The sequence below is a fragment of the Pararhodobacter sp. genome (genome assembly GCF_034676075.1).
Lineage (GTDB): Bacteria > Pseudomonadota > Alphaproteobacteria > Rhodobacterales > Rhodobacteraceae > Pararhodobacter.
Genome location: NZ_JAUCCQ010000001.1, coordinates 17,327 through 31,768, shown reverse-complemented (window position 1 = coordinate 31,768; position 14,442 = coordinate 17,327). Strand labels below are relative to the sequence as shown.

Here is a 14,442-nt window from a genome sequence, read left to right as displayed (position 1 = left end):
CTCCCAAGAGTGATCGAAGCGATTCGTCGTTCGATCCCTATAATATATAAACATAGCTTTTAGTCTATTACTGATTCACTCTGGCCCGTGCGAAAACGGCGCGCCATCGCGCGCCGTCTCGACAGGTCAATCCATCAGCGAGGGCAAGAAGAGGATGATCTGCGGGAAGGCCAGCATCAGGGCGACGACAACCGCTTCGACCGTCAGGAACCAGCTGGTGCCCTTGATGATCGTGCCCAGCGACACACTTCCGCCCAGCGTGCTTTTCATGACGAAGCAGTTCAGCCCCACCGGCGGCGTCAGCAATCCCACCTCCAGCATCTTGACCAGGATCACGCCCGCCCAGATCGGGTTGATCCCGGCATTGTCGATGATTGGCAGGATGATCGGCAACGTCAGCAGCATGACCCCCATCGGGTCGAGGAAGCAGCCCAGGATCAGGTAGAGCAGGCAGCAGATCAGCATGATGCCGACCGGGTCCTCGGTGATCCCCATGATGGCGCCGGACAGGACCCTCGGCATCCCGGTAAAGGCCAGGAATTGCGTCATCATCGCCGCACCGATGGCGATCAGGAAGATCGAGGCGGTCGTCACGGTCGTCTCGTAGATCGAGTCCCTGAGGCCCCGCCAGCTCAGCACCCGTTGCGCCATCACGATGATCAGCGTCAGCAGGACACCGAAGCCCGCGGCCTCGGTCGAGGTGGCAATCCCGGCATAGATCGAACCCGTGATGCCCAGGGCCAGGATCAGCACCGGCAGGACGTCAAGGAAGCCGCGCAGATGCTCGCGCCGCTCGGCCTGCCGGCGGGCGATGACCGGGGCGAGGTCCGGGTTGATCAGGCAGCGGATCGCGACAAGGCTGGCATAGGCGATGGCGGTCAGGATGCCCGGAATGACCCCGGCGATCAGCATCTTCGAGGCGGACACCTCGGCGAAGGTGGCGTAGATCACCATGATGATCGAGGGCGGGATCAACGCGCCGATCGTGCCGACCGCGGTGGCGACCCCGGTCGCGAGGGCGGGCTGATAGCCTTCCTTCAGCATCTCCGGCACGGCGATGCGCCCCATCGCCGCGGTGGTCGCCAGACTCGAGCCCGACATGGCCGCGAAACCGGCCCCGGCGAAGCTGGTGGCGATGGCAAGCCCGCCGGGCAGCCAGCCGACCCAGAGCTTCAGCGCCCGGAAGATCCGTCCCACCATGCCCGAATGCGCGGCGATGGCGCCGATCAGCACGAACATGGGCACGGCCGAGAGCGTCCAATGGGCGACGAATTCGAAGGGCGTGGCCTTCAGCACACCGAAGGCGGGATTGAAGCCCCGCAGCAGGTAAAGACCGACAAAGGCCACCGCGGTCAGCGCCAGACCGATCGGCACGCGCAGCACCAGCAGCACCATCAAGGCGCCCAGCGAATAGAAACCGAGTTCAGGATTCATAGGTAACGGCTCCCCTGCGGCCAGGCCGCGGATCAACGGGCATGGTCATCCGCGCTCCCCGGTTCCGGGCGGCGCGTCCTCGTCCGAGGCGATGCCGCGCGGCAGCTGGATCAGCTGCGCCAGAAGCAGCGCGCCCAGCCCGATGACCAGCATCCAGCGCGACGGCCAGACCAGTACCGGCGCGCCCAGACCGGAAATCGCTTCATTCACGCGGGTCTTGGACAGAGCCTGCGCCCAGGCGGCCCAGATCAGCATCCCGCAGGTTGCGAGTGACACCAGCCGGCCCAGGAAGTCCGTGGCCGGGCGCAGCCGCGCCGGAACGATTTTGGCGAAGACGTCGGTGCTGATCATCTGCCCCTGCAACTGCGCGCTGGCGAGCGGCAGGAAGGACGCGGCGACCATGTAGTAGTACGAAATGATCTCGATGGTGCCGAACAGGCTCTGGCCCCAGATCAGCCGTGACAGGACCTCGGCCGAGATGTGCAGCGCCATCGCGGAAATGGAGATGGCGCCCAGAGTGGTTGACAGCCGCGAGGGCAGGATCGCAGCGGCAAGCAGGTGTTTCATCATAGCCCCTCCCCTCGCCCGCCCGGTCAGGCGGTGCGTCCCCCGTCGACGGTGATGATGACCCCGGTGACCAGCCGCCCCAGCGACGAGCCGAGATAGAGCGCCGCCCCCGCCACATCGTCGGGCTGGACGATCTCGCCCAGCGGGACCAGACGGGCAAAGGCGGCCTTGATCTCGGCCGGGTCGCCATCGGCAAAGCCGGTCAGCATCGGCGTTTCCACCGCGCCCGGACTGATGCCGTTGACCCGGATCCCCTGCCCCGCCAGTTCCAGAGCCAGGGCCTTGGTCGTGGCAATGGCCGCCGCTTTCGAGGCGCCATAGGCCGCGAGGCCCGGTTTTGCCTGGGCGCCGACCGTCGAGCAGATGTTGATGACATTGCCCTTGCGCCGGGCCAGCGCGGGCAGGAAATGCTTGGTCATCACGAAGACCGAGCGCGCGTTGACCGCGAACAGGCGGTCCCATTCCGCCACGCTTGCCTCGGCCAGCGCCACCGGCTTCTGTGGCATCCCCGCGCAATTGACGAGGATGTCGAGCCCCTCATGCCGGGCGGCGAGGGCCTCGGCCAGCGCCATGACCGAGGCCTCGTCCGCGACGTCGCAGCGATGGGCATCGCCGGTTTCGCAGCGGGCGACCGTCCCGGGTGTGACCGAGAGATCGGCCACGATCACGATCGCCCCCGCCTCGACAAAGCTGCGGGCAATGGCCCGGCCGATGCCCGAAAGCCCGCCCGTGACCAGTGCCACTTTCCCCGCGAGCAGCCCCTGTTGTTCCAGATCCTGCATCCCTCAGGCCTTGTGAATGTTGATCGCGTGGATCTCGGTGAATTCATGCAGGCCGTATTCGGCATTCTCGCTGCCGATGCCGCTCTGCTTGATCCCGCCAAACGGCATGTGCCGTCGGCCAAGCCGTGATTGCGCGTTCTTGTTGATGAAGGTCATGCCGGCGTCCAGCCGACGTGCCAGAGCCTTGCCGCGTCCCTCGTCACTGGTCCAGATCGACGAGCCCAACCCGTATTCCGTCCCGTTCGCCTGCGCCACGACCGCGTCGAGGTCGTGGTAGCGCAGCACGGGCAGAACAGGCCCGAACTGCTCGCAGGTCACCGCCTCCAGCCCCGGCGCGGCATCGCGCACCAGAACCGGCTTCATGTAATTGCCTGACTCCCATTGCGCGGGATCGACCGGCGTCCCCAGTTCGATCAGCTCGGCCCCGGCGGCGCGGCTGCGGGCGATCAGCCCTTGCAGGAAATCGAACTGGCCCTTGTTGTTGATCGGCCCGAAGGTCGTTGCCGGATCCAGCGGATGGCCGATCTTCTGCGCATCCAGATAGGCCGCCATCGCGTCGAACACGCGGTCATAGATCGCATCCGGCACATAGAGGCGCTTGATCGCGAAGCAGAACTGCCCCGAGCGGTGAAAGGCCCCGGCCATCAGCATCGGGATCTGTTTCTCGATGTCGAAATCGTCGAGCACGATGGCCGCGTCATTGCCGCCCAGCTCGAACTGCACGTTCTTCATCGTGTCCGCTGCCGTCGCCATGATCGCCCGCGCCGCCACCCCGCCGCCGGTGAAGCTGACGAGCCGGACCAGCGGATGCGCGGACAGCGCCGCCCCCGCCTCGCCGAAGCCGTGCACGACGTTGATGACACCGGCCGGGAACAACTCGGCCAGCCCGGCCAGCAGTCTGGTGATGCCGACGGGCGCGGTCGGCGGGGTCTTCACCACCAGCGCGCAACCAGCGACCAGCGCCGGGGCGAATTTGCGGATCATCAGCACGATCGGCGCGTTCCACGGCACGATGGCCGCGACGACGCCAATAGGGCGGCGCTCGATGCGGACGATCGAGGTCTCGTCCTCGATCACCTCGGGCTCGAGCGCGACCTGCGCGGCCTCGACATTGTCGCGCGCGGCAAAGGCGGCGCCACGGAATTCCAGCGTGATCTCGGCGGGCAGCATGCCGGTTTCCAGCACCACGTCGCGCACCAGACCGTCGAGCCCCTTGTCGGCCTCGGCCTCGATCCGGTCGGCGGCGGCCAGCACCGCGGCGGCGCGCTCGGCCACCGGCACGCGGGCCCAGAGCTTCTGCGCGCGGGCGGCAGCGCTCACCGCCTGATCGACGAGGGCCGCATCGGCGGGCACCACATGGGCGAGGATCGTGGCGCGCTGTCCGGGATCACGGACCTCGAACGGCGCGGCCTCGCCCAGCCATTGCCCGGCGACGAAATTGCGGAGGGTGGGAATGTCGCTCATGGCCGTCTCACTTGTGATAGTTCATCGCGTGCAGGGCGTAATGTTCGCCCAGCCCGACGGGAGAGCTTTCGCGCCCGATACCGCTGCGCTTGACGCCGCCGAACGGCATGTGGCGCTGCCCCAGCCGCGAGGTGCCCGCGTTGTTGATGAAGGTCATGCCAGCCTCGATCCGCCGCGCCACATCGAGCGCCGCGTCCAGATCCTCGCCCCAGACCGAGGAGCCGAGCCCCAGCTCGCCCGCGTTGATGCTGTCGATCACCGCGTCGAGGTCGTCATAGACGACGATGGGCAGGATCGGGCCGAATTGCTCGGTGGTGACCAGCTCGTGCTCGGGGTCGATATCGGTGACGAGGGCGGGCATCATGTAATGGCCCTTCTCCCAAAGCTGCGGGTCGGCCTTGCTGCCGCCTACCAGATAGGTCACCCCCGATGCCTGCACGCGCTCGCGCAGGCCCAGCAGATAGTCGAATTGACCTTTGTTGTTGATCGGGCCCACGGTCACACCAGCGGTCAGCGGATGGCCGACGACGTATTTGTCGAGATCGGCCTTCATCCGCGCGATCAGTTCGGGCGCCAGCGCGCGCGGCACATAGACCCGCTTCACCGCGAAGCAGAACTGGCCAGCGCGGCGGAAGGCGCCGCCCATGATCCGCGGCACCGCCTTGCCGAGGTCGGCGTCGGGCAACAGGATCGCCGGATCGTTGCCGCCGAGCTCGAAGCTCACGCGCTTCAGATCGGCGGCGGCCTGTTTCATGATGATCTGCGCGACCTTGAGGCCGCCGGTGAAGGACACCCGCGCGACCAGGGGATGCGCGACCAGGGCCGAGCCGGTCTCGCCCCCGCCCTGCACCACGTTGACGACGCCCGCGGGGAAATGCGCGGCGAAGGCGTGCAACAGGCGGGTCAGGCCGATTGGGGCGGTGGGCGCGGTCTTGACGACGACGGTGTTGCCCACGGCCAGCGCCGGCGAGACCTTGCGCATGGCCAGGATCACCGGGGCGTTCCACGGCACGATGGCGGCGATCACACCGACCGCGACCTTCTCGACCTCGACCGAGCTGTCGGCATCTTCGAAACGGGCGGGGGCGAGGCTGCTTTCAGCATGATCGGCATTGTCCCGCACGATGGCCGCGGCCATGCCGATCTCGGCCTTGTTGGTGCCGGGCAACATGCCCGATTCCCGGGCCATGATCTGCGTCACGTCGTCGGCGGCGGCGATCAGCGCATCGGCGGCCGCACGCAGACGGGCGCTGCGCTCGGCCAGCGGCGTGTCGCGCCAGCCGGCGAAGGCGGCATGGGCCGAGCGCACGGCGCGGTCCACGGTCGCGGAATCGGCTTGCGCGACCAGCGCCACCACGTCGTCGAGATTGCCGGGATCGCGCAGCTCGGCGCGTGGCCCGCCCTCGGCTGCCGCATTGTCGATCAGGTGATCGAGGAGGATCGGTTCCGATGCCATGGTCTTGGTCCTGTCAGTCGATCTTGCGTTCGATCTCGTAATCCGGCCGCTCGGTGAGGGCGGAAATCCGCGCCCGCTGTTCGGGCGTGAGCGAGATCTCGGTGGCGGCGACGTAGCCGGCGATCTGTTCGACCGTCTCGGCGCCGATGATGGGGGTGGTGACGGCGGGATGGCTCGCACACCAGGCGACGGCCAGCGCAGCCGGGTCGACGCCCATCTCGTCGGCGATGGCGCAGAAGTCGCGCGCCACCTCGAAATTGTGACGGTCCTCATAGCGCTTGAGGTAACGCGCCTCGGCCAGACGGCCCTGCCGCGGGCCATCGGGATCGGCATTGGCGCGGGTCAGAAGGCCGCTTGCCAGCGGCGAGAAGACCATCACGCCCAGCTTCTTCGCCTCGGCCAGCGGGAAGAGTTCATCCTCGGCCTGACGCTTCACCAGATTGTACATCGGCTGCAGCACGTCGAAGCCCACGAGCCCCTCGCGCGCCGAGATCCCCAGCGCATCCGCGACGCGCCACGCGGCCCAGTTCGACACGCCGGCATAGACGATCTTGCCCTGACGGCGCAGATCCTCAAAGGCGCGCAGCGTCTCCTCGGGGCGGGTCGCCGGGTCGTAGTGATGGGCGAAATACACGTCGATGTAATCGGTGCGCAGGCGGCGGAGGCTGTTCTCGACCTCCTGCATGATGTGCCGGCGCGACAGGCCCGAGCCGTTCATGTCCTGCGACATCGGCCGGCAGACCTTTGTGGTGATCACCAGCTTCTGGCGGTCGAGCTCGGACAGGCATTCGCCGAGGATCGTCTCGGCCTTGCCCATCCCGGCATAGGAATTGGCGCAGTCGAAGAAGTTGATGCCCACATCGAGGCAGGCCGCCATCATCGCCTTCGCTGTCGAGGCGTCGCTGTAGGATCCGAAGGACATGGTGCCGAAGCATAGTTCGGACACCTTCAGTCCGGTGCCGCCCAGCGATACAGATTTCATGCCATGCTCCTCGATCACGCGGGAGGAACCTGCCACTCGCGCGGCTAAATGTCAATATTATGCTTTAATAGTTTTTCGACTAGAGCTTGAAGTCGATGCGGACCTGATCGCCGCGGTAGAAGCCGTCCGCGAACAGCACCAGCTCGCCGGTTTCATCGACGGCCGAGCGTTCGACCCGGGCGATCGGGTCGGTCAGGCTGATGTTCAGCATCTCGGCCACGACCATGTCGGGCATGCCGATGGTCAGCGTCTGATGCGCCTGCGCGATTGTCAGTTGCGCCACGTCCGCGACCAGCCGCAGCGCCGTCTTGCGCGCGAAATCGGCCTCGGGGATCAGGGGCAGGATCCGCTCCGAGATATAGACATCGGCCAGAAGGAAGGCCTTGCCGTCGCGGGTGTGGCGGCGGCGCAGGTGGCGATAGCTCTCGGCGCAACGACCAATGTCGCTGTGCCGCATCGGCAGCGAGGCTCCCGGCTCGATCGACAGCACCTCGATCTTCGCACCGTCGCGGCCGATCAGCAGGCCCGAGAAATCGGTCTGCACCTGACACCACAGATCCTGCTTCGGGCGCTCCTTGACGAAGGTGCCCTTGGCGCGGAACCGCTCGATCAGCCCCTCCTGTTCGAGGATGTTGAGCGCCTGCCGGATCGTCATCGTGGCGACGCCGCATTCCTTGGCCAGTTCCTCGACCGTCGGGATCTGCTGGCCGGTTTTCCACTCGCCGGTGTCGATGCGGCGGCGGAACAGGCTGGAGAGCTGAAGATAGCGGGAAACCGCGCTTTTCTTCAGCGTGTTGGCGGCGTCATTCATGGCGGGCTCCAGGCTGGCATTCGCTTTGAAGCCTAAAGCTAGATTTTATGACCGAAGCAATCAAGCGGGGATCGGTCGCGCTGGCAACTCAGCGAAGCGGTGCAGGTCGTCGACCTCGAGCTCGGCTCTGGTGCCCTCGGGCAGCGGAATGCGATGGACGTTGAGCGTCGCCGCGACCAGCGCGTAATAGCCGATCAGCGCGGTCAGCTCGACCACCCCCGCCTCACCCCAGAGCGCGACCACGGCCTGATAGGCTGCATCGCCGACATTGCCGCCGGACAGAAGCTCGACGCTGTAATCATAGACCGCGATCTCGTGCGGGCCGTCGAGCGGCGGCACCTGCCCGGTGCGGATCGCCTCGATCACCTCGGCGCGGATGCCTGCGCGTTCGGAATCGCGGCGGTGGATCGCCCATTCCAGCTGGCTGTTCCAGCGCCGGGCGGTCAGCAGGACCGCCAGTTCGGAATGCTTCGGATCGAGCCGCGTGTCGAAGCGCAGGGTCTCGCCCAGCTGGCTCCAGCGTTCGGCCAGTTGCGGGTTGTGCAGGGCGGCGCGCAGGGGCCCGACCAGCACGCCGCGGCGACCCTTGACGATCAGATCGAAGACCCGGCGCTGCGCCTCGTCCATCCCGTCGCGGTCAGGGAGCGAAATGCGCGACGTCATCGGTGCATCAACTCCCATGGTCACAGGCCAAGCTCGGCGAGGATCGCATCGGTGTCCGCGCCCAAAAGCGGCGGGGCACGGTCGAAGACCAGCGGCGCGGCAGCAAAACGCATCGGGCTCACCACCTGCGGCACCTTTCCGGCAAGCGGATGCGGCAACTCCTGCTTCATCGCGCGGGCCAGCACCTGCGGTTCGTCGAAGACCATCGGCACTGTGTTGATCGGGCCGCAGGGCACCTTGTCGGCGGTGAGCTGCTCCAGCCAATGGGCCAGCGGCGCGGTCTGCAACCGCTCGCAGATCGCCGGATGCAGCGTCGAAAGGTTCTCGACCCGCGCGGCATTGGTGCGATAGCGCGGATCTTCGGCCCAACCGGGCATGCCGAGGACATTAGCGAAACGCTCGAATTGCTGGTCATTGCCGACCGCGACGACCATGTAGCCATCGGCGACCGGGAACACGTCCTGCGGCTGGATGTTCGGATGGCGGTTGCCGCGGCGCGTCGGAGCCTCGCCCGAGACGAGGTAGTTCATCGCCTGATTGGCCAGCATCGCCACCGAGACATCGAGCATGGCGATGTCGATCTGGTCGCCCTGCCCGGTCTTCTCGCGGTTCGCGAGCGCGGCGAGGCAGGCAATGCAGGTGTACATGCCGGTCATGATGTCGACGATCGGCACGCCGACCTTCTGCGGACCGCCACCCGGCTGGCCATCGGCCTCGCCGGTCACGCTCATCAGACCGCCCATCGCCTGGATCATGAAATCATAGGCGGAATCGTTGCGCCGGGGGCCGGTCGCACCGAAGCCGGTAATGGAGGCGAAGATCAGGTCGGGCTTCACCGCCTTCAGATCGCCGTAGCCGAGGCCATAGCGTTCCAGCGTGCCGGGGCGGAAGTTCTCGACGACGATATCGGCGGTGGCGGCGATGCGGCGCACCACTTCCTGCCCCTCGGGCGAGGCGAGGTCGACCGCGACCGACCGCTTGCCGCGGTTGACCGAGAGGTAATAGCCGCTCTCGCCGGTATCGGCGCCGGCCTCGTCCTTGAGCCAGGGCGGACCCCAGCGGCGGGTGTCGTCGCCGACGCCGTCGCGCTCGACCTTGATGACCTCGGCGCCGAGATCGGCCAGCATCTGGGTGCACCAGGGGCCGGCCATGATGCGGCTCAGGTCAAGGACTCGGATATGGGAGAGGGGTCCGGGCATGGGTCACTCGAAGGTAAGCTGAAGGTCGGGGCCGGAATCGCCCTGATCGTTGACGATGGCCGTCACCGCGACCGAGGGTCTGACGGCCGTGTCGGCGGCGAAGCGGGCGAGCGCGGGAAAGGCCGAGCGCCAGCCGCAGTCGGGATAGCGGAAATCGAGCTGCCCCAGCGCGCAGGTCAGCGCGATTGGCCCGGGGCCGAAGGGCGCTTCGCGCAGGAGCGGCGCCTCGGCCTCGAACAGGGCCATGCCGGCGCGCACCTTGGCCTCGAAGCTCTGGCGCCGGGCGGCGTCGATGCCTTGCGGGCCGGTGGCGGCGATGCGCCAGTCGAGCAGCACCTCGGTCAGCTGGTCGGCCAGCGCCTGCCAGCGCAGCTGCACCACCCGCGCCTCGCCCGAGGCCGGCAGCAGGGCGCGCCCGCCCGGCGTGATCTCGCAGAGATAATCGAGGATCTCGGCCGAGCCGATCAGCGCGGGGCCGGCGTCGCGGATCAGGGCCGGGATCTTGCCCAGCGGATTGACCGCCAGGATCGCGGGATTGGGCATCCCGCGGGGCACCGCCACCTCGCGCTGCAGCGCCAGCGCCTCGGCGATGCCCAGCTCATGCGCAAGGATCATCACCTTGCGCACAAAGGGGGATTTGGGTGACCAAATCAGGATCATCGCGGCGGGGCCTCTCTTGCAACGGGGTCAGCATAGCCTGCCCACCCCATATGAATCAATAGACTATCTTTTATGATTATAGAGTTTCGGCGAGCAGGGCGTTGAACGCCTTTGGCGCCTCGAAACACGGCAGATGCCCGGCGCCGGGGATCAGCGACAGCCTTGTGCCGGGCTTGCTCTCCGCAAGGGCCTGCATCCCCGGCACGATCCGCGCATCGGCCTCGCCGGCGACCAGCAGGACCGGGCCGGCGAAAGCCTCGAAGGCCGCGCGGGCGTCGTAGCCGCGCAAGGCATGCCCACAGGCGGTGAAGCCCTCGAGCGGGACCGAGGCGATCATCGACGCCAGCTCCAGCCGTTTGTCTTCGCCCGAAGGCAGCCAGCGCTCGGCGGTCTGCGCGGCCAGCGCCGTCATGCCGTTCTCCCGCGCGAAGGCGATGCGCTCATCCCAGAAGGCCGCGCCGGACGAGGCGGCAAGCCCGTCGACCAGCACCAGCCGCGTGACCCGCCCACCAAGCTCGGGCAGCGCCGTCAACCCGGTGGGCACGCCCATCGACAGGCCGACATAAGTGGCCCCGGTCACATCGAGTGCCGCGCACAGCGCGACCAGATCCGCCGCCAGCGTCGCCATGTCCAAGGGCCCCTCCGGCACGGCCGAGCAGCCATGGCCGCGCGGGTCCCAGGTCAGCACCCGGAACCGGCCGGAGAAGGCGGCGATCTGTTCGGCCCAGATCGCCTGCGTCGTCATCAGCGAATTGCCGAGCACCAGCCAGGGCGCGTCCTCGGGGCCGGTGACCGCATAGGCCAATCTATGGCCGTCCGCGAGGGTCAGCACCGGCATGTCAGCGGCCCTTCCAGACCGGCGCGCGTTTCTCGACCACGGCACGGGTCGCCTCGCGCGCATCCTCGGTGGCCATCAGCGCGGTCGAATAGCTTTGCTCCAGCTGATAGCCGTCCTCGGTCTGCATGAACTCGACCTTGTTCAGCGCCTCCTTGGCCATGCGCAGACCGATCGGCGCCTTGGCCGCGATCTCGCGCGCCAGCGCCATGGCCTCGGCATCGAGCTCCTCATAGGGAACGATCTTCTGCACGAAGCCATAGGTCGCCGCCTCCTGCACCGAAAGCGGGCGGGCGGTGAAATACATCTGGCGCAGCACACCCTGCGGCAGGTGGCGCATCATATGCGAGGCCCCGCCGCAGCGGCCGACGTTGATCTCGGGCGTCGAGAAACGGACATGGTCGGCGGCGATGCGGATGTCGGCGCAGGAGGCCAGCACCGCCCCCGCCCCCAGAGCCGGGCCGTTGATCGCGCAGATCACCGGCACCGGCGCATGGCGCACGGCGGCGAAGCAATCGCGGACGATGCGCGCGCGGCCCGGGTCCTGATCAATGGTCGCAGCGAGGAATTCGTTCAGGTCGAGCCCGGCGCAGAAGGCCTTGCGCCCGGTCGCGGTAAACAGGATGACGTTCGCGTCTTGCCAATCCTGCGCGGCGCGGAAGGCATCGCGGATGTCGGCGTAATCCTGCAAGGTGATGGCATTGACCGGCGGGACGTCGATTTCGATTCGGGCGATGCCCTCGGCGCGAGTGATATTGATGGTCATGAATCCCCCAGGATCGCCGCCTCGGGACGGCCAATTGCATAAAAGATAGTTTTATGTATGATAGGCGCTCGAGCGAAGTCAACCACCTGCGAAGTCCCTCAGTCCATGCCAGAATTCCCGCCCGTCACCGATGAGCCCAATGTGGTGGATCTGGGCCAGCGCCAGCTTGGCTATCGGGCCGATGGCACGGGGCCTCTTGTCGTGCTGATCGCCTCGACCGGCCGCTGCGGGGCCGAGTTGGCGCCTCTCGCGGCCGGTCTGGTCCAGCAGGGGTTCCGCGTGCTGCGGCCCGAGCCGCGAGGCATCGCGCCCTCGGTCGCGCCGATGGAGGGGGTAACGTTCCACGACCTCGCAGGCGATCTGGCCGACATCATCCGGGCCGAGGGCGGGCAGGCGATCGTCGCCGGTCATGCCTATGGCGCCTGGATCGCGCGCTGCGTGGCGCAGGATCATCCGGAACTCGTGTCAGGCGTGGTGTTCCTCGCCGCCGGGGCCAAGGCCTGGCCGCCCGAGCTCAGCCGCGCGATCACCGAGATCAACGATCCCGCGACCTCGGACCTTGACCGGCTGGCCGCGCTGAAACTCGCCTTCTTCGCCGAGGGCAACGATCCGACGGAGTGGCTGACCGGCTGGCATCCCGCAGTGGTCGAGATGCAGCGCAAGGCCCGCGCCGCGACCCGGCCCGAGGATTGGCGCCCGGCCGGCACCGCGCCGATCCTCGATCTGCGCGGCGCGCAGGACCCGTTCCGGCCGGCCGGGACCGAAGCCGAGATCGCCGAAGAGCTCGGCCCGCGCGTCACCGCGATGGCAATCGAGGGCGCGAGCCACGCCATGCCGGTCGAACGCCCGGCCGAAGCGGCGGCGGCAATGGGCGACTGGGTGCGGCGCATCGGGCTCCTCTAACCCGCCATCGGCAGGTAGCCCGGCAGCGCCACGATCCGCGCGATCCAGCGGCGGATCGCCGGCGCAGCCTCCAGCGACAGGCCGGCCTCGCCCGCCATCGAAACATAGGGGTAGACCGCGACATCGGCGATGGTCGGATGATCGCCGACAAGCCAGTCCCGGGTTGCAAGCCAACCCTCGAGCACAGCCAGAGACGCCTCGGCCGTGGCGGTGGCCGCGGGCACATCCAGCGGTCGGCCCATCAGCCGGTGCAGCCGCAGCGCCTGCAATCCGGTCGCGACCTCCTTGGCAGAAAAGGACAGCCATTGCGCAACAGCGGCCCGCTCAAAGGCATCGCGCCCAGCCCAATCCGACGCGTGGCGCTCGGCGAGGTAGACGAGGATCGCCTGACTGTCCCAAAGCACCCCTTCGGGCGCCTGCAGTACGGGCACCTGCCCACGGGGATTGAGGGCGAGGAAGGCGGGGCTGCGGTTCTCGCCGCCCGGCATGTCGACGGTGCGGATCTCGCAGCCCTGCCCGATCATCGAAAGGAACAGGCGGACTTTCCAGCCGTTGCCAGAGAAGGGGTGGCTGTAGAGGATCATGCCATGCGCGCCACGGCCTTCACCGCGCGCCCTGACTTGGTGGCTGCCAGCGCGGCGCCGATGTCGTCGAAATCGTAGCCGGTCACCAGCCGCTCGAAGGGGAACAATCCCGCCGCTTGCAGCCGCAACAGGTGCGGGATGAAGACCGGGGGCTCGCTGTCCCCCTGCACCACGCCGCGCAAACTGCGGCCGTAGAGCAGCTTGTGTGGATCGACCATCAGGGGCCCCTGCCCCGAGGCCGCGCCGCAGATCGCGGCCTTGCCCAGCATCGCCAGGGCGTCCAGCGCCAGAGCCGCCGTCACCGGGCTGCCGGCGCATTCCACCGCATAGGCCGCGCCGCCGCCGGTGATCGCGTGGATCTGGCCCGGGATATCCTCGCCCGCGGCCAGGACGGTGTGGGTGGCGCCGAAATCGCGGGCCAGCTCCAGCCGCTCGGGCGAGCGGTCCACGGCGATGATCGGGTCGGCGCCCGAGGCCTTGGCCGCCATCAGCGCCGCCATGCCCACGGCGCCGAGGCCGATGATGACGACCGAGGCGCCAACTTCTGGCTTCAGAACGTTCAGCACCGCCCCGGCCCCGGTCTGCAGCCCGCATCCCAGCGCGCCGAGCATCCACAAATCGTCCCGCGCCGGCACCTCGACGAGGTTGCGCAGCGAGACATTGGCATGGCGCGCGAGGCTCGACTGCCCGAAGAAGCAGGCGCCGAGCGGCAGGCCCTCGCGGTCGTGGAAAGGGCTCGTGCCGTCCGGGCGGCGGCCCGAGAAGTTCAGTGCGGGTTTGTCGTCGCAATAGGGCGATTGCGCGGCCCGGCAGCGCGGGCAGGTGCCGCAGCTGCGGAAGGACAGGACGACCGAGCGGCCGATCAGCGCGGAATCGCCGCCGGGACCGACGGCCTCGACCACGCCAGCGCCCTCATGTCCCAGCACCGCTGGCAGGGGGAAGGGCAGTGCGCCAGACGCGGCGAGGAAGTCGGTGTGGCACAGGCCACAACCTGCAAGGCGGACACGGACCTCGCCCACCGTCGGCTCATCCAGTGTGACGGGCTCGACGGCGACCGGGATTGTCGGGTGACGGAACACCGCGGCAAAGCTCTGCATGGGAGGCTCCTTATCAATAATCAATAGACTATATTATAGACTATTTTAGATTGAGCCAGAGGGGGCGGGTATCCATGCCGTGCCGTCGCAACGTCACTGATCTTTGCAGCGATCCCGGTCTGACCCGCCCCGCTTGAGTAGCCCGCTTCAGCCTTGGCGCATGACGGGCCTGATATTCTCCTATTGCAGGAGATGAACGCCCCTCTCGGCCGGCGCGCTGTCATGGGAATGGCCGCGAC

15 protein-coding genes are annotated in these 14,442 nt (G+C 67.6%); 1 reads left to right on the top strand and 14 read right to left on the bottom strand.

What is annotated here, in order from left to right:
* Window positions 1-126: 126 nt before the first annotated feature.
* From VDQ18_RS00155 to VDQ18_RS00100, 12 genes are all read right to left on the bottom strand, one after another.
* Window positions 127-1,434, bottom strand: a complete 1,308-nt coding sequence (locus VDQ18_RS00155; protein WP_323019009.1) for a TRAP transporter large permease — start codon at window positions 1,432-1,434, stop codon at window positions 127-129.
* Between the two features lie 45 nt (window positions 1,435-1,479).
* Window positions 1,480-2,001, bottom strand: a complete 522-nt coding sequence (locus VDQ18_RS00150; protein WP_323019008.1) for a TRAP transporter small permease — start codon at window positions 1,999-2,001, stop codon at window positions 1,480-1,482.
* A gap of 26 nt (window positions 2,002-2,027) precedes the next feature.
* Window positions 2,028-2,783 (bottom strand): glucose 1-dehydrogenase, encoded by a 756-nt coding sequence (locus VDQ18_RS00145; RefSeq protein ID WP_323019007.1) that lies wholly within the window; start codon window positions 2,781-2,783, stop codon window positions 2,028-2,030.
* A 3-nt stretch (window positions 2,784-2,786) separates the two neighbouring features.
* Window positions 2,787-4,247, bottom strand: a complete 1,461-nt coding sequence (locus tag VDQ18_RS00140) for an aldehyde dehydrogenase family protein (protein ID WP_323019006.1) — start codon at window positions 4,245-4,247, stop codon at window positions 2,787-2,789.
* Window positions 4,248-4,254: 7 nt separating this feature from the next.
* Window positions 4,255-5,703 (bottom strand): aldehyde dehydrogenase family protein, encoded by a 1,449-nt coding sequence (locus VDQ18_RS00135; RefSeq protein WP_323019005.1) that lies wholly within the window; start codon window positions 5,701-5,703, stop codon window positions 4,255-4,257.
* 13 nt (window positions 5,704-5,716) lie between these two features.
* Window positions 5,717-6,685 (bottom strand): aldo/keto reductase, encoded by a 969-nt coding sequence (locus VDQ18_RS00130; RefSeq protein ID WP_225296953.1) that lies wholly within the window; start codon window positions 6,683-6,685, stop codon window positions 5,717-5,719.
* Between the two features lie 79 nt (window positions 6,686-6,764).
* Complete coding sequence (locus VDQ18_RS00125) at window positions 6,765-7,496, bottom strand: GntR family transcriptional regulator (RefSeq protein ID WP_323019004.1); 732 nt, start codon at window positions 7,494-7,496, stop codon at window positions 6,765-6,767.
* A 60-nt stretch (window positions 7,497-7,556) separates the two neighbouring features.
* Window positions 7,557-8,159, bottom strand: coding sequence for a carboxymuconolactone decarboxylase family protein (locus VDQ18_RS00120; protein ID WP_323019003.1), 603 nt, complete (start codon window positions 8,157-8,159; stop codon window positions 7,557-7,559).
* 20 nt (window positions 8,160-8,179) lie between these two features.
* Window positions 8,180-9,358 (bottom strand): CaiB/BaiF CoA-transferase family protein, encoded by a 1,179-nt coding sequence (locus VDQ18_RS00115; protein WP_323019002.1) that lies wholly within the window; start codon window positions 9,356-9,358, stop codon window positions 8,180-8,182.
* Window positions 9,359-9,361: 3 nt separating this feature from the next.
* Window positions 9,362-10,018 carry a glutathione S-transferase family protein gene (locus VDQ18_RS00110; protein ID WP_323019001.1) on the bottom strand — a complete coding sequence of 219 codons (657 nt, stop codon included), beginning with the start codon at window positions 10,016-10,018 and terminating at the stop codon, window positions 9,362-9,364.
* Window positions 10,019-10,094: 76 nt separating this feature from the next.
* A complete protein-coding gene (locus VDQ18_RS00105) occupies window positions 10,095-10,856 on the bottom strand; it encodes an alpha/beta fold hydrolase (RefSeq protein ID WP_323019000.1) in 762 nt (253 codons plus the stop codon).
* A 1-nt stretch (window position 10,857) separates the two neighbouring features.
* Window positions 10,858-11,619 (bottom strand): enoyl-CoA hydratase/isomerase family protein, encoded by a 762-nt coding sequence (locus tag VDQ18_RS00100; protein WP_323018999.1) that lies wholly within the window; start codon window positions 11,617-11,619, stop codon window positions 10,858-10,860.
* Window positions 11,620-11,724: 105 nt separating this feature from the next.
* Here VDQ18_RS00100 and VDQ18_RS00095 point away from each other — a divergent pair, with 105 nt between their 5' ends.
* Window positions 11,725-12,522, top strand: a complete 798-nt coding sequence (locus VDQ18_RS00095) for an alpha/beta hydrolase (RefSeq protein WP_323018998.1) — start codon at window positions 11,725-11,727, stop codon at window positions 12,520-12,522.
* Here the strand turns inward: VDQ18_RS00095 and VDQ18_RS00090 are convergent.
* The gene (locus VDQ18_RS00090) at window positions 12,519-13,106 is read right to left on the bottom strand and encodes a glutathione S-transferase family protein (protein ID WP_323018997.1); all 588 of its coding nucleotides are present in this window, start codon (window positions 13,104-13,106) and stop codon (window positions 12,519-12,521) included. The genes VDQ18_RS00095 and VDQ18_RS00090 overlap by 4 nt on opposite strands.
* Complete coding sequence (locus tag VDQ18_RS00085; protein ID WP_323018996.1) at window positions 13,103-14,203, bottom strand: NAD(P)-dependent alcohol dehydrogenase; 1,101 nt, start codon at window positions 14,201-14,203, stop codon at window positions 13,103-13,105. Before VDQ18_RS00085 ends, VDQ18_RS00090 begins: the two co-directional genes overlap by 4 nt.
* Window positions 14,204-14,442: the final 239 nt, after the last annotated feature.

Excerpts from the sequence above, each read along its gene's own strand:
- VDQ18_RS00150 (WP_323019008.1), bottom strand. The coding sequence starts at position 2,001 with ATGAAACACCTGCTTGCCGCTGCGATCCTGCCCTCGCGGCTGTCAACC.
- VDQ18_RS00120 (WP_323019003.1), bottom strand. The coding sequence starts at position 8,159 with ATGACGTCGCGCATTTCGCTCCCTGACCGCGACGGGATGGACGAGGCG.
- VDQ18_RS00155 (WP_323019009.1), bottom strand. The coding sequence starts at position 1,434 with ATGAATCCTGAACTCGGTTTCTATTCGCTGGGCGCCTTGATGGTGCTG.
- VDQ18_RS00100 (WP_323018999.1), bottom strand. The coding sequence starts at position 11,619 with ATGACCATCAATATCACTCGCGCCGAGGGCATCGCCCGAATCGAAATC.
- VDQ18_RS00090 (WP_323018997.1), bottom strand. The coding sequence starts at position 13,106 with ATGATCCTCTACAGCCACCCCTTCTCTGGCAACGGCTGGAAAGTCCGC.
- VDQ18_RS00115 (WP_323019002.1), bottom strand. The coding sequence starts at position 9,358 with ATGCCCGGACCCCTCTCCCATATCCGAGTCCTTGACCTGAGCCGCATC.
- VDQ18_RS00135 (WP_323019005.1), bottom strand. The coding sequence starts at position 5,703 with ATGGCATCGGAACCGATCCTCCTCGATCACCTGATCGACAATGCGGCA.
- VDQ18_RS00085 (WP_323018996.1), bottom strand. The coding sequence starts at position 14,203 with ATGCAGAGCTTTGCCGCGGTGTTCCGTCACCCGACAATCCCGGTCGCC.
- VDQ18_RS00125 (WP_323019004.1), bottom strand. The coding sequence starts at position 7,496 with ATGAATGACGCCGCCAACACGCTGAAGAAAAGCGCGGTTTCCCGCTAT.
- VDQ18_RS00145 (WP_323019007.1), bottom strand. The coding sequence starts at position 2,783 with ATGCAGGATCTGGAACAACAGGGGCTGCTCGCGGGGAAAGTGGCACTG.
- VDQ18_RS00105 (WP_323019000.1), bottom strand. The coding sequence starts at position 10,856 with ATGCCGGTGCTGACCCTCGCGGACGGCCATAGATTGGCCTATGCGGTC.
- VDQ18_RS00110 (WP_323019001.1), bottom strand. The coding sequence starts at position 10,018 with ATGATCCTGATTTGGTCACCCAAATCCCCCTTTGTGCGCAAGGTGATG.
- VDQ18_RS00140 (WP_323019006.1), bottom strand. The coding sequence starts at position 4,247 with ATGAGCGACATTCCCACCCTCCGCAATTTCGTCGCCGGGCAATGGCTG.
- VDQ18_RS00130 (WP_225296953.1), bottom strand. The coding sequence starts at position 6,685 with ATGAAATCTGTATCGCTGGGCGGCACCGGACTGAAGGTGTCCGAACTA.
- VDQ18_RS00095 (WP_323018998.1), top strand. The coding sequence starts at position 11,725 with ATGCCAGAATTCCCGCCCGTCACCGATGAGCCCAATGTGGTGGATCTG.